An 18953-nucleotide genomic window follows, 5' to 3' on the forward strand; every position below is an offset into this window, starting at 1 on the left:
GCCGACCGCAAAACCCCCGGCCCCGCCTCCGACAACCGGAAAACAGACAGCGGCGCACATGCCGGCCTGAGCGTGACCGTGAAATTCCGGCTCTAGCGCGTGGCCGACATCGACATGCGATATCGGCCACACCTGCCGCTCTTCTTCCGCCTTACTTTTTCAGCTTCGCCGCCCTGGCTGGTTTTTTGGATTTCTCTTTCCCGCCATTCTTTGCGTTCTTGAACAGCTCAAAGTATTCAGACGCCATCTTCCTGATCGCACGGCCGATGTTGGCGTAATCATATTCATTGAGGTTCGCCAGGGAAACCCGGCCTGACGGATGGGTGGTGCCGAAACCTTTTCCGGGAAGCAAAATGACGCCAGTTTCCTCGGCCAGGCGGAACAAGGCTTCATTCGGCTTCAGTTGCTTGAGAAGCCACTTGGAGAATTCCTCGCCATGCATCTGCGCGGCCAGGGATTCCATGTCGAGGAGGTGGTAGTAGCGTACCGAATTGGCGTCGTAAGGCATGGGCAGGCCGAGCTCGCGATACAGGGCCTCCTTGCGGCGCAAAACGATGCGCTTCATCTCGGCCTTGTAGCTGCCCGCCTCATCCATCAGGGAAAACAGGGAGAACAGGCCCATCTGCGCCTGGACCGGCGTGGACAAGCCGGCCGTGTGGTTGAGCGCGACGGTGCGGCTGTCGGCAACCAGGCGATCGATGAATTTGATATCCCGTGGCGCCGTCGTAATGGAGCTGTAGCGCTCATCCAGTTGGCGCGCCGTCTTTTCGGGCAATTTGGCAATGATTTCGTCGATGACATTCTGCTTGTGTGTCGCCACCACCCCCATGCGCCAGCCGGTTGCGCCGAAGTATTTGGAGAACGAATATACGAGGATGGTGTTGTACGGACAAATCGCAAACAGCGAAACGAAGTTGTCCGCGAAGGTGGCGTAGACATCGTCGGTGAGGATGATCAGGTCCGGGCGTTTCTTGACGATCTCGGCGATGTAGGCAAGGGTCTTGTCATCGATCTTGACGGAAGGCGGATTGCTGGGATTGACCAGGAAGAAAGCCTTGACCTTCGGGTCCAGCAGCTTGTCCAGCTCCTTCTTCGTGTATTGCCAGTTGTTCGATTGCGGCGCGTCGATCGTGACTTCCACCAGGCTGAATTCCGCCAAATGCGGGATCTCGATATACGGCGTAAAAATGGGCATGCCCAGGGCGATGGTGTCGCCCTCCTTGATGACGTGGTTCGCCTTGAGGCTGGCAAACAGATAAGTCATCGCCGCGGTTCCGCCCTCCACGGCATACATATCGAAATGCCCCACGAAGGGATGCGTACCGATCATCTCCTTGTGCAAATAATTACCGACGATGCGTTCGGTCATGCGCAGCATACGGTCCGGCACCGGATAGTTGCAGCCGAGGATGGCTTCGCACATCTCGTAGATGAAGTCGCCCGCCGACATGCCAAGCTGGTCGCGCACGTAGGAAACGGCCGCCTCGATGAAGCGGATGCCGGGCACGCCGGCATGGTTCTTGGCGAATAGTTCGAAACGGGCCTCGATACCGTCCCGTTTGGGAAAGCCGCCCACGCCATCCATGTAGATGTACGAACGCTCGGCTTCGGTCATGGCGAACAGGCCGAACTGGAAGAAGCCGTGCCGCGGCGTCGTTGCAAGGAAGTTGGGATTGCCCCGGCCGGCATTGAGCATCAGTTTGTTGCTTTGCTGGGCAGTCTGGATCAGCGCATCTTTGAGTTCGAACGGGCTCAATAGGGAAAGCTTTTCTGGGTCACTAAAGTCCATGGTGTAGCTCCTTTTCTAAGTCAGGCCGCTTCCAAGCGGAAAAGAACGGATGGGATTACAGTAAAAATCCTGGGGCGGATATCGTCTATACGAATGCCACGATGAGCGGTCCCAATAAAGTCAGGAAAACGTTGGCCAGCGCATAGGTGATGGCGAAGGGTACTGTTGGGATGGAGTTTTCGGCCTTGTCCAGCACCTCGCCGAATGCCGGGTTGGCGCTGCGTGAACCGGACAATGCCCCGGCGAAGATGGCGGTATTGTCATAACGCAGGACGTAGCGGCCGATCAGCATGGTGAGGATCAGGGGCAGCACGGTGACCACTACCCCAACGCCGAACAGGGTCAACCCTTGCTGCTTGACGGTTTCCACCGCCTGCAAGCCCGATGACAGGCCGACGACCACGACGAAGCCCGCCAGGCCCAGGTCCTTGAGAATCTGCACGGCGCCATTGGGCATCGCACCGAAAGTCTGGCGTTTTGCGCGCAACCAGCCAAACAGCAAGCCGGAGAGCAACGCCCCGCCTCCGCTGCCAAGGGTCAACGGGATCGACCCGATGCGCGCGGTCAGCAGACCGACCAGCAAACCAACCACCAAGCCGGCGCCGAGATAGACGAAATCGGTTTTGGCGCTCGGCACGACCGCATAACCGATCAGCGAGGACACACGCTTGATGTCTTGTTCCGATCCAAATATCGAGACCACATCGCCGATCTGGACCACAGTCTTTTCCTGCATGGGCAGTACTTTTCCCATGCGCTGGATCTGGACGACGTAAATGCCGTGCCGGACCTGTTGCGAGGTGTTGGCGCGGATGTCGCCGACCGTCCTGTTGTGATATTCCTTGTTGACCAGGACGATGTCGCGCCGCTCCATCATCAGTTCCATTCCCTCGACCGCGTAGAGTTCCTTGCTGAAGATCGGCACGATATCGACCATCGCCTGCCTGCGTCCGACAGCAAGAACGATGTCGCCGTTTTCCAGCTTGAGGTCGGGCGATATTTCGATGATCTTGCCATTGCGCTTGAGGCGCTCAATGGTGATCCCGTGGGCCGCATGTTCTTTTTCAAGCTGCTGGATGGTGAGGTCGGCGTTGTTGCCGATCTGGTAAATCCGCCCGACCAGATCGGGCGCGGCGGCTTCCTGCCCGGGCGCCAGGACTTGCAGGCCGCCTTGCATGGCTGTTTCGGCGCGTACCGCATCTTCCTTGATGCTTCGCCCCATGAATTTCGGCAGCAAATTAACGCACACCAGAATCGCGCCGAACGATCCGAATACATAGGTAACCGCATAGCCGACCGCAACATTGCCCTGCAGGCGCTGGACCTCTTCTGCCGCCAATCCAAGTTTGTTGATGGCGTCGCCTGCGGTGCCGATGATTGCCGACTGGGTCAGCCCTCCGGCGGCCACGCCGGCTGCAAGCCCTTTATCAAGCCCAAAGAGCCGTGCCATGACGACCACTGTCGCCAGCCCGGTGATGGCCAATACGGCGGCAAGGATAATTTCACGGATCGATTGCCTGCCCAGCGAATTGAAGAATTGCGGGCCGCTCTCGTAACCGACGGCATAGATAAACAGTGCAAACAGCACCGACTTCACACCGGGATCGACCGTGACGCCAACCTGGCTGACCAGGACGGCAACCAATAGCGAACCCGCCACGCCGCCGAGCTGGAATTTTCCGAACTGGATTTTTCCTATGTAATAACCGACTGCCAGGGACAAGAACAATGCAATTTCAGGGGACCGGGAAAATAACTGATGTAGCCATTCCATGATTACCACCTTTCAGCATAGTGAAAATGTTCGATCGGTACCTAGTTCCTCGCCATTTGACCCACCACACCAGCCAATGCAACGACCAGTGGACCAAGCAGGGGCAACACGACATTCGAAATCGCATAGGTAATGGTGTACCCAAGCAACGGCGTAGAGTTGCCGGCGGCATTTTGGATGCCGCTTAATGCCGGCGTGCTGCATTGCTGGCCGGCGATCGCACCGAGAAGAATCGGCGCACTTAACTTGAAGAGGAAATGCCCTACCAGCAATGAAACCAGCGCGGGCACCAGTGCCACGGCCACACCGATCAGCGGCAAGGTGATTCCATACTGGGAAAGCAGATGCAATGCCTGGGGGCCTGCCTCCAGGCCGACACAGGCAATGAAAACCGTGAGCCCGATATCCTTGAGAAGTATGAGGGCGTCCTTATTGATGGTAGGCAGATCGGGACGTTTTGCGCCATACCATCCAAGCACCAATCCGGTCAGCAAAGCACCGCCACCGGTGCCGGCCGAGAATGGCGTATCGCCGATGCGTACGCTCAGCCCACCGATGAAAATGCCCAGCAGTATCCCGAACCCCAGCACACCGATATTGCTCCGGCGATTCTCGGGAAGCGGCTTCCCGATCTGAGGAATAATCTCAGAAAATGCCGATTTATATGTTGCTGCAACGGCGCACAGGCGGATGACATCATTGAGCTGCAGCTCGACGTCGGGAAGCAAGGGCAAACTCTGTTCGCCACGCCGGATCATGGCGATATGCAGGTTCGGCGGCAAGTCCGATGCCAGTTCGTGCAGCGTTCGCCCTTGCAGGGCCTTGTTGCGCACGACAATGTTTTGCGTCTGCAGGCCCGTATTCAGTTCGGAAATGTTGGCCAGCTCTTCGCCAAGCAAGGGGGCTATCTTGATCAGAGCGTCACGACGCCCAACCACCAGGACTTCGTCATCGGGCTCAAGCCGCAGCGTCGGATGAATGGCAATGTCGTTTCCTTGCCGGCTCATCCGCACGATACTGATCCGCTTGCCCAGCTGGATGCCGAGATCGGCAATGGTCTTTCCAGGCGCCAGGCTTCCTTGCCCGCCAATACGATAAATACGCCCTACCAGATGGGGCGCGGCCACCACAGCACTCTCCCCTTCATCGCTCTCTCCGCCCATTTCCGACCAAAGCTTTTTTGCCTCGGTACGGATATTGATGCGCAACAGCCGCGGGAATACCTGGCTTGTCGCGATGACAATCGTGATCAGTCCAAAGATATAGGTAATCGAATACGCGGTGACGATGTTGGCCTGCAATTGCGTCACTTGCGCAATGGGGAGTGGAAGTTTGGAAATGGCATCCGTCGCCGTACCGACGATCGCCGATTCAGTGGCGGCCCCGGCCATCAATCCGGCGGCCGTGCCCGGATCGAGTTGCAATGCGTATGTCGCGGCCAGCACCATGCAGAGTACGACCACGACCTCGATCAGGCAAAACGCACCCAGGCGAAGGCCTTTGGCATTCAGGTTGGCGAAGAATTGCGGGCCGCCGGCAAAGCCCAGGGCGAAGATGAAGAGTGCGAAGAAAACGCTCTTGACATGCGGGTCAAGCGTCACCCCCAGCTGACCGAGGATGAGAGCGGCAATCAGCGTTCCGCATACGCCACCCAACTGAATCGGCCCGAATTTTATTTTTCCAAGGCCATATCCAATGGCCAGCGCGGCAAATAACACGACCTCTGGAATTGCCGTCAATAGAGCGACAACCGAATTCGTCATAAACAACCCATGGCAGATTTATTTCACGCAAGACCGGTTCAGTGGAGGCCGGTATCGATGGCTAGTCACACAGACATAAGTAATGCGCGCGATATTTGCTAGGGCAGTAAATTTGAATAACCGGGTGAGATTCCAGTTTTTCAAAAAATATTGCCGCATGGCTAGTTACTTGCAAAGTAAGCAGAATGCTTGATAAATACAAAAGCGTCAATGCACAACCCTATCAATTGGTTTTCTGCAAAGACGGAGGTGCCGTTGGTCTTCACTGAACGGCATTGCCCGCTAAACGGGGCAGTTTGCGATGCACTGCACCAACGATAGCGATTAATTGCCCGCTTTGATGCTTTTTTGAGACTTACCTATGGAGCAATATCGAATTAGTTGGCAGAATCGCCTATTGAAAATTTCGATGGGAATCGAAATTAATCCAGCAAGGAAATCATTTGTTTCCGCCCTGGAAATTACCGTATCGGAAAACTCCCGATATACGGCTGGCTTGGCAGGAAATAGGATGACGCCATCGCAACACGTCTCCCTTCCTGCATGAGGGAAAAATGAACATCATCGAAACTTTGGTGCACTACGGCACCTACGCATTGACCTTCTACGCCTTGTACGTAGTGATAGGCGCTCTGGCATTCGGCTACTTCATCTGGCGGAAGGTTTTCCGCAGCAGCGGCGCCAAACCGCAGAACATCGCCCCCCAGCTGGGCGATTCCGATTCGCACCTCCCCCACTAATCGGACATTTCGCGCAACCACCCGTCAGAACAGCTCCTGTTGCGGTGAAGTCAGGCTGGCAAAGCTGTCGCCGACGAAGACCAGGATGGCATCGGCCACCGGCGCCAGCTGGCGCTCCAGGTAGTGCCCATAGTCAATGGCGGCGGTGCGCTTTTCCAGCGGCTCCGGTCCTGCCGTGGTCATCACGTAATTGATCCAGCCGCCCTGCTGGTACTGCAGCGGACGCCCGTCCTCCTTGTTCACCTCGTCCGCCATGCGCGCCGCGCGCACGTGCGGCGGCACATTCTTTTCATAATGGTCCAGTTGCCGGCGCAGGCGCTTGCGATAGACCAGTTGCGCATCCAGCTTCCCCGCCAGCAGGTCGGCCACATAACCGGCGATGTACTCGCGGTAAGGCTCCTTCCTGAAAATGCGCAAGTAAAGCTCCTGCTGGAACTGCTGCGCCAGCGGCGTCCAGTCGGTGCGCACGGTTTCCAGGCCTTTGAATGTCACTTTGTCTTCGCCCTGCGCAGTGCGCACGTAGCCGGCGTAGCGTTTTTTGCTGCCGACATCGGAGCCGCGCACACTGGGCATCAGGAAGCGCTGGTAATGCACTTCAAATTGCAGTTCCAGCGCGCTGTCCAACTGGTATTGCTCGCGCAGGCGGCGGCGCCACCAGTCGTTGATCTTTTGCACCAGCGCCAGCCCGATGGCGCGCGCCTGCTCATCGCTGTGCGCGCGTTTCAACCAGACGAAGGTGGAGTCGGTATCGCCGTAGATCACTTCATAGCCCTGCCCTTCGATCAGTTCGCGCGTGTGGTGCATGATCTCGTGCCCGCGCCGGGTGATCGATGAGGCCAGGCGCGAATCGAAGAAACGGCATACGGTCGAACCCAGCACGCCGTAGAAGGAATTCATGATGATCTTCAGCGCCTGCGACAGCGGCTGGTTGCCGTGGCGCTTGGCGGCCTCGCGCTCTTCCCATATCTGCTCGATGATGGCCGGCAGGCTGTGGCTGCGCCGGGAAAAGCGAGCATCGTTGAACCCTGGCACGGTATCGGCCTCGGGCTCGTTGTGCATGCCGTCCACCAGTCCGACCGGGTCGATCAGGAAGCTGCGGATGATGCTCGGGTACAGGCTTTTGTAATCCAGCACGATCACCGAGTCGTACAGCCCCGAGCGCGAATCCATCACAAAGCCGCCCGGGCTGGCGATGGCTTCCGCATCGCCCAGGTTGGGCGCCACGTAGCCCTTGCGATGCATATGCGGCATGTAAAGGTGCGTGAAAGCCGCCACCGAGCCGCCGCTGCGGTCGGCCGGCAAGCCGGTGACGCTGGCGCGCTCCAGCAGGAATTCAAGGATCTCGGTCTTGGCGAAAATGCGGGTGACGAGTTCGCAGTCCTTGAGGTTATAGGTGGCCAACGCCGCCTTGTCCTCGGCGAACATGCGGTCGATCTCATCCATGCGCTGGTAGGGCGTGGCGATCGCCTTGCCCTCTCCCAGCAGCGTTTGCGCCACGTTTTCCAGGCTGAACGAGGGGAAATTCCAGAACGCCGAACGCAGGCTTTCGATGCCGTCGATGACCAGCCGGCCCGGCGCCGTCACCAGCAGGTGGTTGGCGCGAAAGCCGTGCTCGCGCCATTCCAGCGGAGCGCCGCAGCGCCCCAGGCGCAACGGCACCTTGAATTTATCTGCCTGCTTCTGCAAGACGTTGAGGTCGAACTGGATCAGGTTCCAGCCGATGATGGCATCCGGATCGTGGCGCGCCATCCACTCGTTGAGGCGTTCAACCAGCTCCTTGCGGGTATCGCAAAAATGCAGCGCGAAATCCACTGCCTCCACTGCGCCGCTGGCCGGTCCCAGCGTGTAGACGGTACGCTGCCCGCAGCCTTCCAGTGCGATCGAATACAGGTCGCCGTGCCAGCTGGTTTCGATGTCCAGCGAGGCCAATTTGAGTTGCGGCCGGTAGCCCTCTAGCGCGCGGATACGTACATCCGTGAGCACGCCATCCGCACCCGGCGTTCCCGAAAAAGCCAGCGGCGCATTGATGAAGCGTTCCATCAGGTAGCGCTCCGGCGGCCGCACGTCGGCTTCATAGACCGGGATGCCGTTCTCGATCAGTTGCTTTTCCTTCTTCAGCAGTTTGCGGTAATGGCGCGCATACAGGCCCATCACCGGCCGTTGGCTGAAGTCTTTCAGGTTGTCGAGCGCACGCAGCTCGAAACCGCCGTCGCCGGCCAGCAAAGGCTCCACCCGTTCACGCTCGGATTGCGGGATGAACGCCACCGCCTGCTGCGGCGGCAGGCGCAGGCATTGCGGGCCGTCGTCGGTCGCCAGCCACAGTTCGACCTCGATACCGGCAGGCGTATCGCGCCAGTGGCGGCTGAGAATGAATCCCCTGCGCTCGCCTTCCTGCAATTGGCCTTGGTCATCCTGGCCGCCCTTGTCCTGCATATCCTGTCAATCTCCCTTCTGCCCTGCCTGAGTTCGCTGCACCATGGCGAAAAGGGGATTTTACTTGGATAGAAAACGCACTGTGCACAATGCATCGACACGCCATTGAAGTGGCCTCCGGACATCGAATGTAAAGAAGTCCGAACACGCTTTTTCACCTGCAAAGATTTTAAAAAAAAGACCTCTCTTCTTGTCGTTTTGCGCCTGCAATGGCGATGCGATGCTTGCGCACATCGCATCGCAGCAACATTGGAGGAACACAATGAAAACGCCGTTCACGCTTATCCCTCGGCGCATTCTTTCTCTCGATGCCGACCACCCGCAACGTCATTTCGCCAACGCCATGAAGAAAACCACCCTTTACGCAATCTTCGCTGCGCATTGCGCCTTTGCCTGCGCTCCAGCCTTTGCCGCCAGCTTCGATTGCAGCAGAGCAGGTTCCGCCAACGAAAAAATCATTTGCGGCGATACCGAACTCTCTGCGCTGGACGACAAACTGGGCAAGGCGTTCCGCCAGGCTCGCATGCACGCCTCCGACAAGCGCGCCTTTACCATCGATTCAGACAAGCAATGGCGCTGGCGCGAACAGAATTGCCGCGACCGCACCTGCCTGGTCGATTGGTACCAGCGCCGCCAGGCCGAGCTGCAGGCACAGGCCGACAGCTCCATTGCAGTCGCCGCACGCCTGCCGGCCAAAGCCGTTCAGTCACCTATGCCTTCCATACCGGCCCTGGCATCGGTCCAACCTGTGCCGCCCGCGCCGGCGGCCGACGTGGCGCAGGCAGAACCGCTACGCCTGAAGTTGAACAATGCGCAGATTGCCGGCATCGCGCCTGCCGGCGCCATGCCCTGGCCGCACTATGTGCGTGTGGACAGAGGGGAATATTTTTATGAGGACCCGCAGGCCGGCGGCGCGGCAGCGCTCATCGGCGTGCGCTACTACGGCGTCGAGAACGGCCAGTACATCATTGAAGCCAGCCGCGGCAACGCCGTGCTGCGCTACACCTGTAGCGCGGACTGCGCCTACATCGGCCAGCTGACGCTACCGGGTGATATCGAGAAGGACATGGTGATCGTCAGGAACGACCGCAATTCGCTGCCCTCGCTGATCGTCAACGACGCCGTCAACGGCCTGCTGGTTCCATCTGCGGTGCACTGAGTACAGGTTCTTACACCACCACCTGGCGCTGGTTACGCCGATGCGCCAGCTCGCTCAGCCGGCGCAAGGCGTTGACCAGTTCGAAGCGGCTGCGCGCGCGTCCCAGCGAGATGCGGATGTGCGCCTGCCGGGAGGGCATGCCGTCGGCCCCGGCCGTGCGGAAGGCATCATCCGCCACCACGTCCAGCCCTTCCATGCGCGCCTTCTGCACGAAATCGGCCGCGCTCCAGTGCGCAGGCAGCGCCTTCCAGAGATGGATGCCGCCGGCATTGGCCAATGCGCTGTCGCCCAGCGTGCGGTGCGCCAGCTCCTGGCGCGCCCAGGCTTCGGTGCGGATGCCTTCCTGCAGCGCGGCCGCGGTGCCGTCGTGTATCCATTGCGTGGTCAGGGCCGTCATCAGCGGCGTCGACATCAGCACGAAGGACCTCAACGCGCCCAGCACGTCTTCCTGCTGCATGCCCTCCGGCATCGCCACATAGGCGGTACGCAGGCCGGGCAGCAGGCATTTGGACAGCGTCGACACGTAGAACACCTGGCGTGGCGCGTAGTACGCCAGCGGTTTCGGCGCGGCGGCGCTGAACAGCCAGTAGGGATCGTCCTCGATAATGCGCAGGTCCAGCCTTTGGGCCACCGCCGCGATCTCGGCGCGCCTTACCGGGGGCATGGTGTGCGTGGTCGGGTTTTGCAATGTGGGGTTGAGATAAACCAGCCGGGCCTTGTGCTTCTTGACCATCATTTCCAGCGCATCCGGCCGCATGCCGTCGGCATCGCTCTCCACTGCCACCACCTGCCGCCCCAACTGCACTGCGGCTGACAGCAGGCCGGGATAGCTCAATGGTTCAGCCAGCACCGCCTCGCCGGGTCGGGTCTGCGACAGCACCAGCGCCGCCAGCGCCGACTGTGCGCCGGGGCAAGCCAGCACGCGCTCCTCATCCAACGTGCCCAGCATCGGCGCCAGCCACGCTGCGCCGGCCGCGCGGTCCGTGCTGCTGCCGCCGCCCAGGTGGTAGGTCATCAGCAGGTCGACATCGCTATGGATCAGCACCTGGGACACCCCCTGGCGCAGCAGGTCGTCAAGATCGACGCCGGCCGGCGGCGGCGGGATGTTCATGCTGAGGTCGACCAGTTGCGTCAGGTCCACCCTTGGCGACGCAATGAAGGTACCGGCCGGGCCGCGCGCTTCCAGCAGATTGCGCCGGCGCGCTTCGGTGTATGAACGCGTCACCGTGGTCAGGTCCACCCCCAGATGCTCGGCCAGCAGGCGTTGCGGCGGCAGCCGGTCGCCGGCCTTGAGCCGCTCGTCCGAAATCGCCTGTTCGATGAAATCCACGATCTGCAGATAGCGCGGTCCGCCGTTGTCGGCGAAGGTGCGCGTCCATGCCAGGAGGCTGTCGTTGCGGCTCATGTCTTGTTCCTTGAATCCGGCTCTTGCGGGATGCCTCGGGCGTGCCAAAGCACGCTGTGCAGGGATATTGCCAGGATTGTTGCCATGCACATTCGCACATCGAATGTTAGTATGGATTTAATTTAAACACAAATCCATACATATCCGCAGCATCGCATACTAGACGGCAGCGCGCCATTTGGGACATGTGCGGCAGGTCTGCATGGAGCCTGACTTACCTCAACACGGCCTTGATCCATACAAGCCATTGAAGTCGGAAAACCCGTCGGTACGGGTAGAGGTCGTGGCGCTGAACAGGCATCTTCGCCTGTTCAGGCCGCAGAAAAACCGACTCTTTCCATCGTGCCGATGTGCATGCTCAGCAATTGCAGCGCACGATCGACCTTCTTGTCCTTCAACGCATCGATGATCAGCAGGTGGTCGTGGTCGGAGCGCGGTTGCCAGCCGCGCTTGAAACCGGTTGAAAACAGGTAGCGCGAATTGGTCAGCTGCAGTTGCCTGAGCACCGCCAGCAGCCTGGGCATGCCGCATTCGCTGCTGAGGATTTCATGGAACAGGTTGTTGGCCTCGTCCCACTGCGCCAGCGAGGCCGCTTCCGAGCATGAGGCATGCGCCTGCTCAAGGCGCTCGATGTGCTCCGGCGTGAATTTCCCTGCGCTGTGCCTGAGCGCCAGTATCTCCAGCGAGGCGCGCATCTCGACGTTTTCCTTGATGACGGCCGGGCTCAGCGAGGTCACGCGCACGCCGCGGCGCGGCAAGGTCACTACCAATCCCTGCGCTTCCAGGCGCTGGAACGCTTCGCGCACGGGCACATGGCTGGACTGGAATTCCTGTGCGACATGGTCTTGCCGGAGCGCCGCGCCACCGGCTATTTCGCCTCGCACGATGCGGATACGCAGCGCCTCCGCGATGCGTTCGACGGTCGTGCCGGGGTCTTTTTGAGGCTCGCTCATTTATAGATAATCTATAAAAAAATAAATTGTTAAATGAAAATGACGGCAGATAGAATCCGCCAAACGCATCATTCTACGTGATGATGCTACCAACTTCATTTTATCTATACTTTGGGACGATATGACGCAATCAGAATGCACGATCCACTGGGCGCCGTCCCACCGCGATTCCTCGGCCGTCGATTCCGCCCTCGCCTCCGCCCCCTGGAGTGCGGAGGCAGTGCAAGAGCTGTTCGACCTGCCCTTCCTCGACTTGCTGTTTCGGGCGCAAACCGTCCATCGCGACCATTTCCCTGCCAACGAAGTGCAGCTGTCCAGCCTGCTCTCGATCAAGACCGGCGGTTGTCCCGAGGACTGCGGCTATTGTTCGCAATCGTCCCGGCACCAGTCGGCCGATATCACCGCGACCAAGCTGATGTCGGCGGAAGCCGTCCTGGCCGCCGCGCGCGACGCCAAGGAACAAGGCGCCAGCCGCTTCTGCATGGGAGCGGCCTGGCGCAACCCCAAGGAACGCGACATGGACACGCTCACGTCCATGGTGCGCGAGGTACGCGCGCTGGGCCTGGAAACCTGCATGACGCTGGGCATGCTGGAAGAGACACAGGCCCATGCGCTCAAGCAGGCCGGACTCGATTTCTATAACCACAACCTCGACACCGCCCCGGATTTCTACGGCAACGTCGTCTCCACCCGTACCTATCAGGATCGCCTCGACACCATCCGCAAGGTGCAGGATGCCGGGATGCGCGTATGCTGCGGCGGCATCGTCGGCATGGGCGAGACGCGCCGCCAGCGCGCCATGCTGATCGCGCAGCTGGCCGCCCTGTCGCCGCAGCCGGAGTCGGTGCCGATCAATCATCTGGTGCCGATCAAGGGCACGCCGCTGGAAGATGCACCGCCGCTGGACGAGTTTGAATTCATTCGTACCGTGGCGGTGGCGCGCATCACCTTGCCCAAGTCGATGATCCGGCTCTCGGCCGGCCGCGAAAGCATGGGTGAAACCACCCAGGCGCTGTGCTTCGCCGCCGGCGCCAACTCGATCTTCCTCGGGGCCAAGTTGCTGACGACGCCCAATGCCTCGGTTTCTTCCGACCATGACTTGCTCACCCGGCTTGGCATCAAGCCCATGTCCACGGCTTGCGCATCGTGATGCGGCAGGATGGCGCGCATCACGTACATGAGGCGCCCGTGGAATGGAGCGAGGAATTTTGTGGCGGTGCCTGGATCATCAGAAGCTATGCCGATGTCGCCGCCGCCTTGCGCGATCCGAGGTTCTCGGTACGGCGCGCGGCCCGCTGGATCAACAGCACGGTCGCGCCGTCCATGGGAGGCTTGTCTCGCACAGCAAGGGATTCCGGGCTGGACCAGTTCAAGCGCGTGTTCTCGCGTTCCTTGCTGTTTGTCGATGGCCGCGCCCATCGCCGGCTGCGCACCATCGTCAATATCGGGTTCAAGCCGAACGATTTGCAGTCGTTGGCGCCCGCCATTGCGGGCATCGCCGCGGAGTTGATTTCCGCGCTATGCGCGAAGGCGACGGCAAGCGGCGACGGGCTGCGCCATGTCGCATTCGATTTCGTCGAGAGTTTCGCCCGCCCGCTGCCGGCGCTGGTGATCGCCCGCATGATGGGAGTCACATCCAGCCAGCCGGCCGGCTTCGTTGGATGGGCGGCCGACCTGGCCGCATTCATCGGCAGCCCGACGCCTACCGTCGAACAAGCCCGGCGCGCGCAGGAAGCGCTCGCCTGCATGACCGCCTTCTTCCAGGATGAAATGGCGGCACGCGCAGATACCCCAGGCGACGACCTGCTGGGGCGCATCATGCTGGCGCAACAGGAGCATCGCCTGTCCCGCATCGAGGCCCTGGCGCAATGCTGCACCCTGCTCTTCGCCGGCTATGAAACGACCCGCAACCTGCTCGGCAACGGCTTGCTGGCGCTGCTGCGGCATCCGGAGCAATGGGCCAGGCTGAAGGCGTCGCCGCAACTGCTGCGCAATGCCATCCGGGAAATGCTGCGCTATGACAGCCCGGTGCAATACACCGGCCGCCGGCTGGTGGCCGATATCGAACTGCGCGGCAAGACGCTGCGCAAAGGCGAACTGGCGATCTTGCATATCGGCGCTGCCAACTACGACCCTGAACGCTTCACCGATCCGCACCGCTTCGATATTGCCCGCGACGAAGGCAACCACCTCGCGTTCGGCCATGGTCCCCACGTCTGCATCGGCGCCGCGCTCAGTTGCATGGAAGCGGAGATTGCCTTTGGTGCACTGCTGCGAGCCATGCCCGACATGACGCTGGGCTCCGCCGGCCTGTCCTGGCAAAACAATTCCGCCTATCGCGCGCTTGAGCGGTTTTCCCTCACTTGCCACCTGCCGTCCATGTCGCCACGGCGAGCAACATACGAGAGCATCCATTGACCTCACATCACCTTCACTTCCACCAATCCCTGTCCGAATTGTCGGCCCAGAGCCTGCGCCGCACCCGGCGCGTGGTCGACGGCCCCCAGAGGCCGATCCTGGAAGCCGACGGCGTAAAGTACCTGTCGTTTTGCAGCAATGACTATCTCGGCCTGGCCAGCCATCCCGGGATCGTCGATGCCACGATCTCTGCGGCGCAGCGCTATGGCGTCGGTGCAGCCGCATCGGCGCTCATTTCCGGCCACGCCCAGGCGCATGAAACGCTTGAGCGGGAATTGGCCGATTTCGTCGGCATGCCGCGCGCCTTGTATTTTTCCAATGGCTACATGGCCAACATCGGCGCCATCACCGCGCTGGTGGGCGCCGGCGATGCGGTCTTCCTCGACCGGCTCAGCCACGCCTCGCTGATCGACGGCGCCCGGCTGTCGCGCGCCGAGTTCAGTGTCTATCCGCATAACGACATCGCGCGGCTGGAACATCTGCTGGCCAAGTGCCGGAGCCCGCGCAAGCTGGTCATCACCGATGCCGTCTTCAGCATGGATGGCGACATCGCGCCGCTGGCGGCGCTAACAGCGCTGTGCGAGCGCCACGGCGCCTGGCTGCTGGTGGATGACGCTCACGGTTTCGGCGTGCTGGGGCCGCAAGGGCGCGGCAGCCTGCAACACTTCGGCCTGCAGTCGGATTGCCTGGTCTACATGGGCACGCTGGGCAAGGCGGCCGGTGTCGCCGGCGCCTTCGTGGCCGGGCACGCCGACCTGGTCGAGTGGCTGATGCAGCGCGCCCGGACCTATATGTTCACCACTGCCAATCCAGCCATGATGGCGTCGGCGGTGTCCGCCAGCCTCGCCATCATTGGCCGCGACGAATGGCGGCGGGAACGCCTGCGCGAAGGCGCCGCCTATCTCAGGCAGCGCCTGGCGCCGTTGCCGTGGAAACTGTTGCCGTCCTCGACGGCGATCCAGCCGCTGATCGTCGGCGACAACCAGAAAGCCCGTGGCTTGATGGACCATCTGCGCGGCCGTGGCATCTGGGTGCCGGCGATCTGCCCGCCGACCGTGCCGAAGGGAACCGCGCGCCTGAGGATCAGCCTGTCCGCCGCGCACACCAACGAACATCTGGAACAACTGACGGATGCATTGCTGTACGCCGCCTCGGCGCTGGCTGGAGATGCGCCATGAGCGGCGCCCGCTCCCATGACCTGGTCGCGCGCAGCCTGCGCAGCGTCTGGCATCCGTGCACCCAGATGCGGCACCATGAAACCAGCCCGCCGATCGCGGTCGCGCACGCCCACGGCGCCTGGCTCCACGATGCGGACGGCCGCCGCTATTTCGATGCGATCAGTTCATGGTGGGTCAACCTGTTCGGCCACACCAACGCGCGCATCAACAACGCCTTGAAGGACCAGCTCGACCGGCTTGAGCATGCGATGCTGGCAGGTTTCACCCATGAGCCGGTGGTGGACTTGTCGGAAAAACTGTCGGCCTTGACCGGCCACGCGCTGGGCCATTGCTTTTTCGCTTCCGACGGCGCTTCGGCCGTCGAAATCGCCTTGAAGATGAGCGCGCATGCCTGGCGCAATGCGGGAGACAGCAACAAGCGGGAATTCATTTGCCTGCAAGGGGGCTATCACGGCGAGACATTGGGCGCACTCGGCGTCACCGACACGCCCCTGTTCCGCGAACCTTATGAAGGCCTGCTGCGGGCATCGCATGTCGCCGCCTCGCCCGATGCGCGCCTCGCCCGGCCCGGCGAAAGCGCATCGGATGCCGCGCTGGCCAGCCTGGAACGTCTGCTGCAAGAACGCCAGGGCCATATCGCTGCCGTCATCGTTGAACCGCTGGTGCAATGCGCCAGCGGCATGGCCATGCATGGCGCCGATTATCTGGCCGGCGTGCGCCGGCTGTGCGATGCCTACGCGGTACATATGATCGCCGATGAAATCGCGGTCGGCTGCGGACGCACCGGCAGCTTCTTCGCCTGCGAGCAGGCCGGCATCTGGCCGGATTTTCTTTGCCTGTCCAAAGGCATCAGCGGCGGCTATCTGCCGTTGTCGCTGGTCATGACGCGCGATGACATCTATCGCGCCTTCTATGACGACGATGTACGCAAAGGCTTTTTGCACTCCCATTCTTATACTGGCAATCCGCTGGCCTGCCGGGCTGCGCTTGAAGTGCTCTCTATCTTCGAAGACGACGATGTCCTGGCCCGCAACCGCGTGTTCGCCGCAGCGATGGCCGAAGCGCTGCAGCCGATGGCGCACGATCCGCGTATCGCCAATTTCCGCCAGACCGGCATGATCTGGGCTTGCGATGCCGTGATTGACGGCCACCCGGACAAGGCCGATTTCCCGCGTCGCTTTTCCGCCGAAGCGGCGCGCAACGAACTGCTGCTGCGGCCGATAGGCAACACCATCTACCTGATGCCGCCTTACATCCTGGATCGGCAAGACGCCGCGTGGCTGGCCGAGCGGATCCAACGCACCTTCGATGCGGTAATGGAGGCGGCATGAATGCGGCGGGATTTTTCATCACCGGTACCGACACCGGCGTGGGAAAAACCTTGGTATCGGCAGCGCTGATTCGTCTTTTCGCGCAACGCGGGTTCAAGGTGGCCGGCATGAAGCCGGTCGCCTCAGGCGCATTCCGGGATGGCGAAGACTGGCGCAATGAAGACGTCGAGACACTGCGCGCCCAGGCCAACGTCGAACTTCCCATTGCCACGATCAACCCTTACCTGATGAAAGAAGCGACCGCCCCGCATATCGCGGCGCAGACCGAGGGAATACATATTGATCTGGAACATATCGAATGCTGCTACCGGGAGATCCGGCACGTGGCGGATGTGGTCGTTGTCGAAGGTGCTGGTGGCTTTGTGGTGCCGCTCAATGCAAGCGCCAATAGCGACGATCTTGCAGCCCGGTTGGGCCTGCCGGTGATCCTGGTGGTGGGAATACGGCTGGGGTGCATCAACCATGCCTTGCTGACGCGGCAAGCCATCGCCGGTAAAGGCTTGCGCCTGGCCGGCTGGGTGGCCAATGCCATCGATCCGCAAGAAAGCCAGGCCAGTTCGATGATCGCAAGCCTGCAGCAACGCATCGACGCGCCGATGCTGGGCAGTCTCCCTTGGCGCGATGGCATGGATGCCGCCAAGGCATCGGGCCTGCTCGACCTGGCCGCGCTCCAGTCTTCGGGTCTGAACTGATCAATTGCTAGAAGCCAGCAAATATTTCCTCTCTTTCGCCTGCGAGTATCGATTTTGCATCGAGCAACACAAGGTCGCACTTGAAATTTTCAATGGATTCGCCATAATAATGTTCAGTTAATTGAACATTATTGCAGAGGGATGCCATTATGCAACTACGCGAAGTAGGTATGCACGTCCACGATAAGCGGAAGGCCCTTGGGATCAGCCAGGCACAGCTTGCAAAGCTGTCGGGCCTGTCGCGCACTACTGTGAACCAACTGGAAAGTGGGGCGCTGGAAGATCTCGGCTATACGAAGCTGAACCATCTGCTTGGTATCCTCGGTTTGAGTCTAGATGCAAAGACCAAGGCGAAGAAGTCGTCGGCGCTGAAGATGGCTGCGCAGACCGCCAGCACCAGCTACAAGAAAATCCTCACATCCGACGTGCTGAAGAATATTTTGAAGTCAGGTGTAATCCCAGATGACTTCAAACCTCACGTGATGACGCTGCTGGATGAGACGCCACTGCAGTTGGTCGTCAGTGCGATCCACGAAGCCTCGGTTGAGACCAACACGCCGGCGAAGACCGTGTTGAAACACGTTTCAACCATGGCAAAAAATCTTCATGCACATAGGGCAGTTTGGTAATGGCCAACGAAAAGACTTGGGAAGGGCTTTTCCAAAACGCATTGCGTCTGGTCAACGAGATTCAGACTCGTGGTACCAAGCACCTCTACTGGACGTTTGGCGGAGGGACAGTACTGATGCGCAAGTATCAGCACCGCCTCAGCAAGGACATCGACATCTTCGTGCCGGATCCCCAGGCGCTGAACTATGTGAATCCACGCTTGAGCGAGGTCGCCGAAGACATGACCATGCACTACGATGAGGCCAACGGCTTCATTAAGCTGTACTTGCCCGATGGTGAGATCGACTTCGTTGCATCGCCGAATCTCACAGAAAGGCCCTATGTCGACGAAGAGATATTCGGCATGGTCGTGCACGTGGAGACCGCCGCCGAGATCGTGGCCAAGAAGTTCTACCACCGTGGTAATCGCCTGTTGGCGCGCGACATGTTCGACTTTGCTCTGGTGGCGGAAAAAGAGCCGGAAGAGCTATTGCAGGCGAGCGAATTCCTGATTCGCTACATCGCCCCGATCAAGACAGCGCTGGACAGCGATCTCACGAGCCTGCGTGCGCAGTTCGACGCGATCGAGACGCTCTCCTATACCCCCACGTTCGATTACGTACTGGAGGTCGTGCGCTACCAGTTGGACGCAGCGGCGAAGTATGTCGAAGACCAGACTAAGCACACGAAGCCTTAGCAGCTTGCTCTG

The 18953-nt window shown here is 60.4% G+C and carries 16 protein-coding genes; 9 read left to right on the plus strand and 7 right to left on the minus strand.

Translation table 11 applies throughout. The features are described from left to right. Nucleotides 1-151 precede the first annotated feature (151 nt). From AKL28_RS14210 to aspT (AKL28_RS14220), 3 genes are all read right to left on the minus strand, one after another. Nucleotides 152-1789 (minus strand): bifunctional aspartate transaminase/aspartate 4-decarboxylase, encoded by a 1638-nt coding sequence (locus tag AKL28_RS14210; RefSeq protein ID WP_050468819.1) that lies wholly within the window; start codon nucleotides 1787-1789, stop codon nucleotides 152-154. Between the two features lie 85 nt (nucleotides 1790-1874). Next, complete coding sequence (gene aspT / locus AKL28_RS14215) at nucleotides 1875-3563, minus strand: aspartate-alanine antiporter (RefSeq protein ID WP_050468820.1); 1689 nt, start codon at nucleotides 3561-3563, stop codon at nucleotides 1875-1877. 41 nt (nucleotides 3564-3604) lie between these two features. After that, nucleotides 3605-5326 (minus strand): aspartate-alanine antiporter, encoded by a 1722-nt coding sequence (gene aspT, locus AKL28_RS14220; protein ID WP_050468821.1) that lies wholly within the window; start codon nucleotides 5324-5326, stop codon nucleotides 3605-3607. 554 nt (nucleotides 5327-5880) lie between these two features. On the opposite strand from aspT (AKL28_RS14220), the gene AKL28_RS14225 reads away from it, so the two are divergent. After that, nucleotides 5881-6066: a hypothetical protein gene (locus AKL28_RS14225; protein ID WP_050468822.1), complete on the plus strand. Its 186-nt coding sequence runs from the start codon at nucleotides 5881-5883 to the stop codon at nucleotides 6064-6066. A gap of 24 nt (nucleotides 6067-6090) precedes the next feature. On the opposite strand, the gene AKL28_RS14230 is transcribed toward AKL28_RS14225, so the two are convergent. Both AKL28_RS14230 and AKL28_RS24845 read right to left on the minus strand, forming a co-directional pair. Then, entirely contained in the window at nucleotides 6091-8499 is a 2409-nt protein-coding gene (locus AKL28_RS14230; RefSeq protein ID WP_050468823.1) for a DNA polymerase II, read from the minus strand. Nucleotides 8500-8668: 169 nt separating this feature from the next. Next, nucleotides 8669-9028, minus strand: coding sequence for a hypothetical protein (locus AKL28_RS24845; RefSeq protein WP_169801815.1), 360 nt, complete (start codon nucleotides 9026-9028; stop codon nucleotides 8669-8671). On the opposite strand from AKL28_RS24845, the gene AKL28_RS14235 reads away from it, so the two are divergent. Then, nucleotides 9023-9658: a lysozyme inhibitor LprI family protein gene (locus AKL28_RS14235; protein ID WP_169801816.1), complete on the plus strand. Its 636-nt coding sequence runs from the start codon at nucleotides 9023-9025 to the stop codon at nucleotides 9656-9658. The two genes, AKL28_RS24845 and AKL28_RS14235, sit on opposite strands and share 6 nt — an antisense overlap. 10 nt (nucleotides 9659-9668) lie before the next feature. On the opposite strand, the gene AKL28_RS14240 is transcribed toward AKL28_RS14235, so the two are convergent. Together AKL28_RS14240 and AKL28_RS14245 are read right to left on the minus strand one after the other, a co-directional pair. After that, nucleotides 9669-11063, minus strand: a complete 1395-nt coding sequence (locus tag AKL28_RS14240) for an aminotransferase-like domain-containing protein (protein WP_050468825.1) — start codon at nucleotides 11061-11063, stop codon at nucleotides 9669-9671. 311 nt (nucleotides 11064-11374) lie between these two features. Then, on the minus strand, nucleotides 11375-12016 hold the full coding sequence (locus AKL28_RS14245) for a GntR family transcriptional regulator (protein WP_050468826.1): 642 nt from the start codon (nucleotides 12014-12016) through the stop codon (nucleotides 11375-11377). Between the two features lie 121 nt (nucleotides 12017-12137). Between AKL28_RS14245 and bioB the strand changes: the two genes are divergently transcribed. The 7 genes from bioB to AKL28_RS14280 all read left to right on the plus strand — a co-directional run bounded on the left by bioB (nucleotide 12138) and on the right by AKL28_RS14280 (nucleotide 18941). Beyond that, entirely contained in the window at nucleotides 12138-13166 is a 1029-nt protein-coding gene (gene bioB, locus AKL28_RS14250) for a biotin synthase BioB (RefSeq protein WP_050468827.1), read from the plus strand. Between the two features lie 38 nt (nucleotides 13167-13204). Beyond that, the gene (locus tag AKL28_RS14255; RefSeq protein WP_231602438.1) at nucleotides 13205-14434 is read left to right on the plus strand and encodes a cytochrome P450; all 1230 of its coding nucleotides are present in this window, start codon (nucleotides 13205-13207) and stop codon (nucleotides 14432-14434) included. After that, a complete protein-coding gene (bioF, locus tag AKL28_RS14260) occupies nucleotides 14431-15612 on the plus strand; it encodes an 8-amino-7-oxononanoate synthase (protein ID WP_050468828.1) in 1182 nt (393 codons plus the stop codon). The genes AKL28_RS14255 and bioF overlap by 4 nt, the downstream gene beginning before the upstream one ends. After that, the gene (gene bioA, locus AKL28_RS14265) at nucleotides 15609-16943 is read left to right on the plus strand and encodes an adenosylmethionine--8-amino-7-oxononanoate transaminase (RefSeq protein WP_050468829.1); all 1335 of its coding nucleotides are present in this window, start codon (nucleotides 15609-15611) and stop codon (nucleotides 16941-16943) included. The genes bioF and bioA overlap by 4 nt, the downstream gene beginning before the upstream one ends. After that, nucleotides 16940-17635: a dethiobiotin synthase gene (gene bioD / locus AKL28_RS14270; RefSeq protein ID WP_050468830.1), complete on the plus strand. Its 696-nt coding sequence runs from the start codon at nucleotides 16940-16942 to the stop codon at nucleotides 17633-17635. Before bioA ends, bioD begins: the two co-directional genes overlap by 4 nt. A 149-nt stretch (nucleotides 17636-17784) precedes the next feature. Continuing rightward, on the plus strand, nucleotides 17785-18264 hold the full coding sequence (locus tag AKL28_RS14275; RefSeq protein ID WP_156226348.1) for a helix-turn-helix domain-containing protein: 480 nt from the start codon (nucleotides 17785-17787) through the stop codon (nucleotides 18262-18264). Further along, entirely contained in the window at nucleotides 18264-18941 is a 678-nt protein-coding gene (locus tag AKL28_RS14280) for a nucleotidyl transferase AbiEii/AbiGii toxin family protein (protein ID WP_050468832.1), read from the plus strand. The genes AKL28_RS14275 and AKL28_RS14280 overlap by 1 nt, the downstream gene beginning before the upstream one ends. Nucleotides 18942-18953: the final 12 nt, after the last annotated feature.

Origin of the sequence: Herbaspirillum chlorophenolicum, from assembly GCF_001189955.1 — a bacterium.
GTDB classification, from domain to species: domain Bacteria; phylum Pseudomonadota; class Gammaproteobacteria; order Burkholderiales; family Burkholderiaceae_D; genus Herbaspirillum; species Herbaspirillum chlorophenolicum.

What these genes read in the sequence shown, in the direction of transcription:
- bioD (WP_050468830.1), top strand. Translation starts at nt 16,940, where the DNA reads ATGAATGCGGCGGGATTTTTCATCACCGGTACCGACACCGGCGTGGGA.
- bioB (WP_050468827.1), top strand. Translation starts at nt 12,138, where the DNA reads ATGACGCAATCAGAATGCACGATCCACTGGGCGCCGTCCCACCGCGAT.
- AKL28_RS14240 (WP_050468825.1), bottom strand. Translation starts at nt 11,063, where the DNA reads ATGAGCCGCAACGACAGCCTCCTGGCATGGACGCGCACCTTCGCCGAC.
- aspT (WP_050468820.1), bottom strand. Translation starts at nt 3,563, where the DNA reads ATGGAATGGCTACATCAGTTATTTTCCCGGTCCCCTGAAATTGCATTG.
- AKL28_RS14280 (WP_050468832.1), top strand. Translation starts at nt 18,264, where the DNA reads ATGGCCAACGAAAAGACTTGGGAAGGGCTTTTCCAAAACGCATTGCGT.
- AKL28_RS14210 (WP_050468819.1), bottom strand. Translation starts at nt 1,789, where the DNA reads ATGGACTTTAGTGACCCAGAAAAGCTTTCCCTATTGAGCCCGTTCGAA.
- aspT (WP_050468821.1), bottom strand. Translation starts at nt 5,326, where the DNA reads ATGACGAATTCGGTTGTCGCTCTATTGACGGCAATTCCAGAGGTCGTG.
- bioA (WP_050468829.1), top strand. Translation starts at nt 15,609, where the DNA reads ATGAGCGGCGCCCGCTCCCATGACCTGGTCGCGCGCAGCCTGCGCAGC.
- AKL28_RS14235 (WP_169801816.1), top strand. Translation starts at nt 9,023, where the DNA reads ATGCACGCCTCCGACAAGCGCGCCTTTACCATCGATTCAGACAAGCAA.
- AKL28_RS14275 (WP_156226348.1), top strand. Translation starts at nt 17,785, where the DNA reads ATGCAACTACGCGAAGTAGGTATGCACGTCCACGATAAGCGGAAGGCC.
- AKL28_RS14225 (WP_050468822.1), top strand. Translation starts at nt 5,881, where the DNA reads ATGAACATCATCGAAACTTTGGTGCACTACGGCACCTACGCATTGACC.
- AKL28_RS14245 (WP_050468826.1), bottom strand. Translation starts at nt 12,016, where the DNA reads ATGAGCGAGCCTCAAAAAGACCCCGGCACGACCGTCGAACGCATCGCG.
- AKL28_RS14230 (WP_050468823.1), bottom strand. Translation starts at nt 8,499, where the DNA reads ATGCAGGACAAGGGCGGCCAGGATGACCAAGGCCAATTGCAGGAAGGC.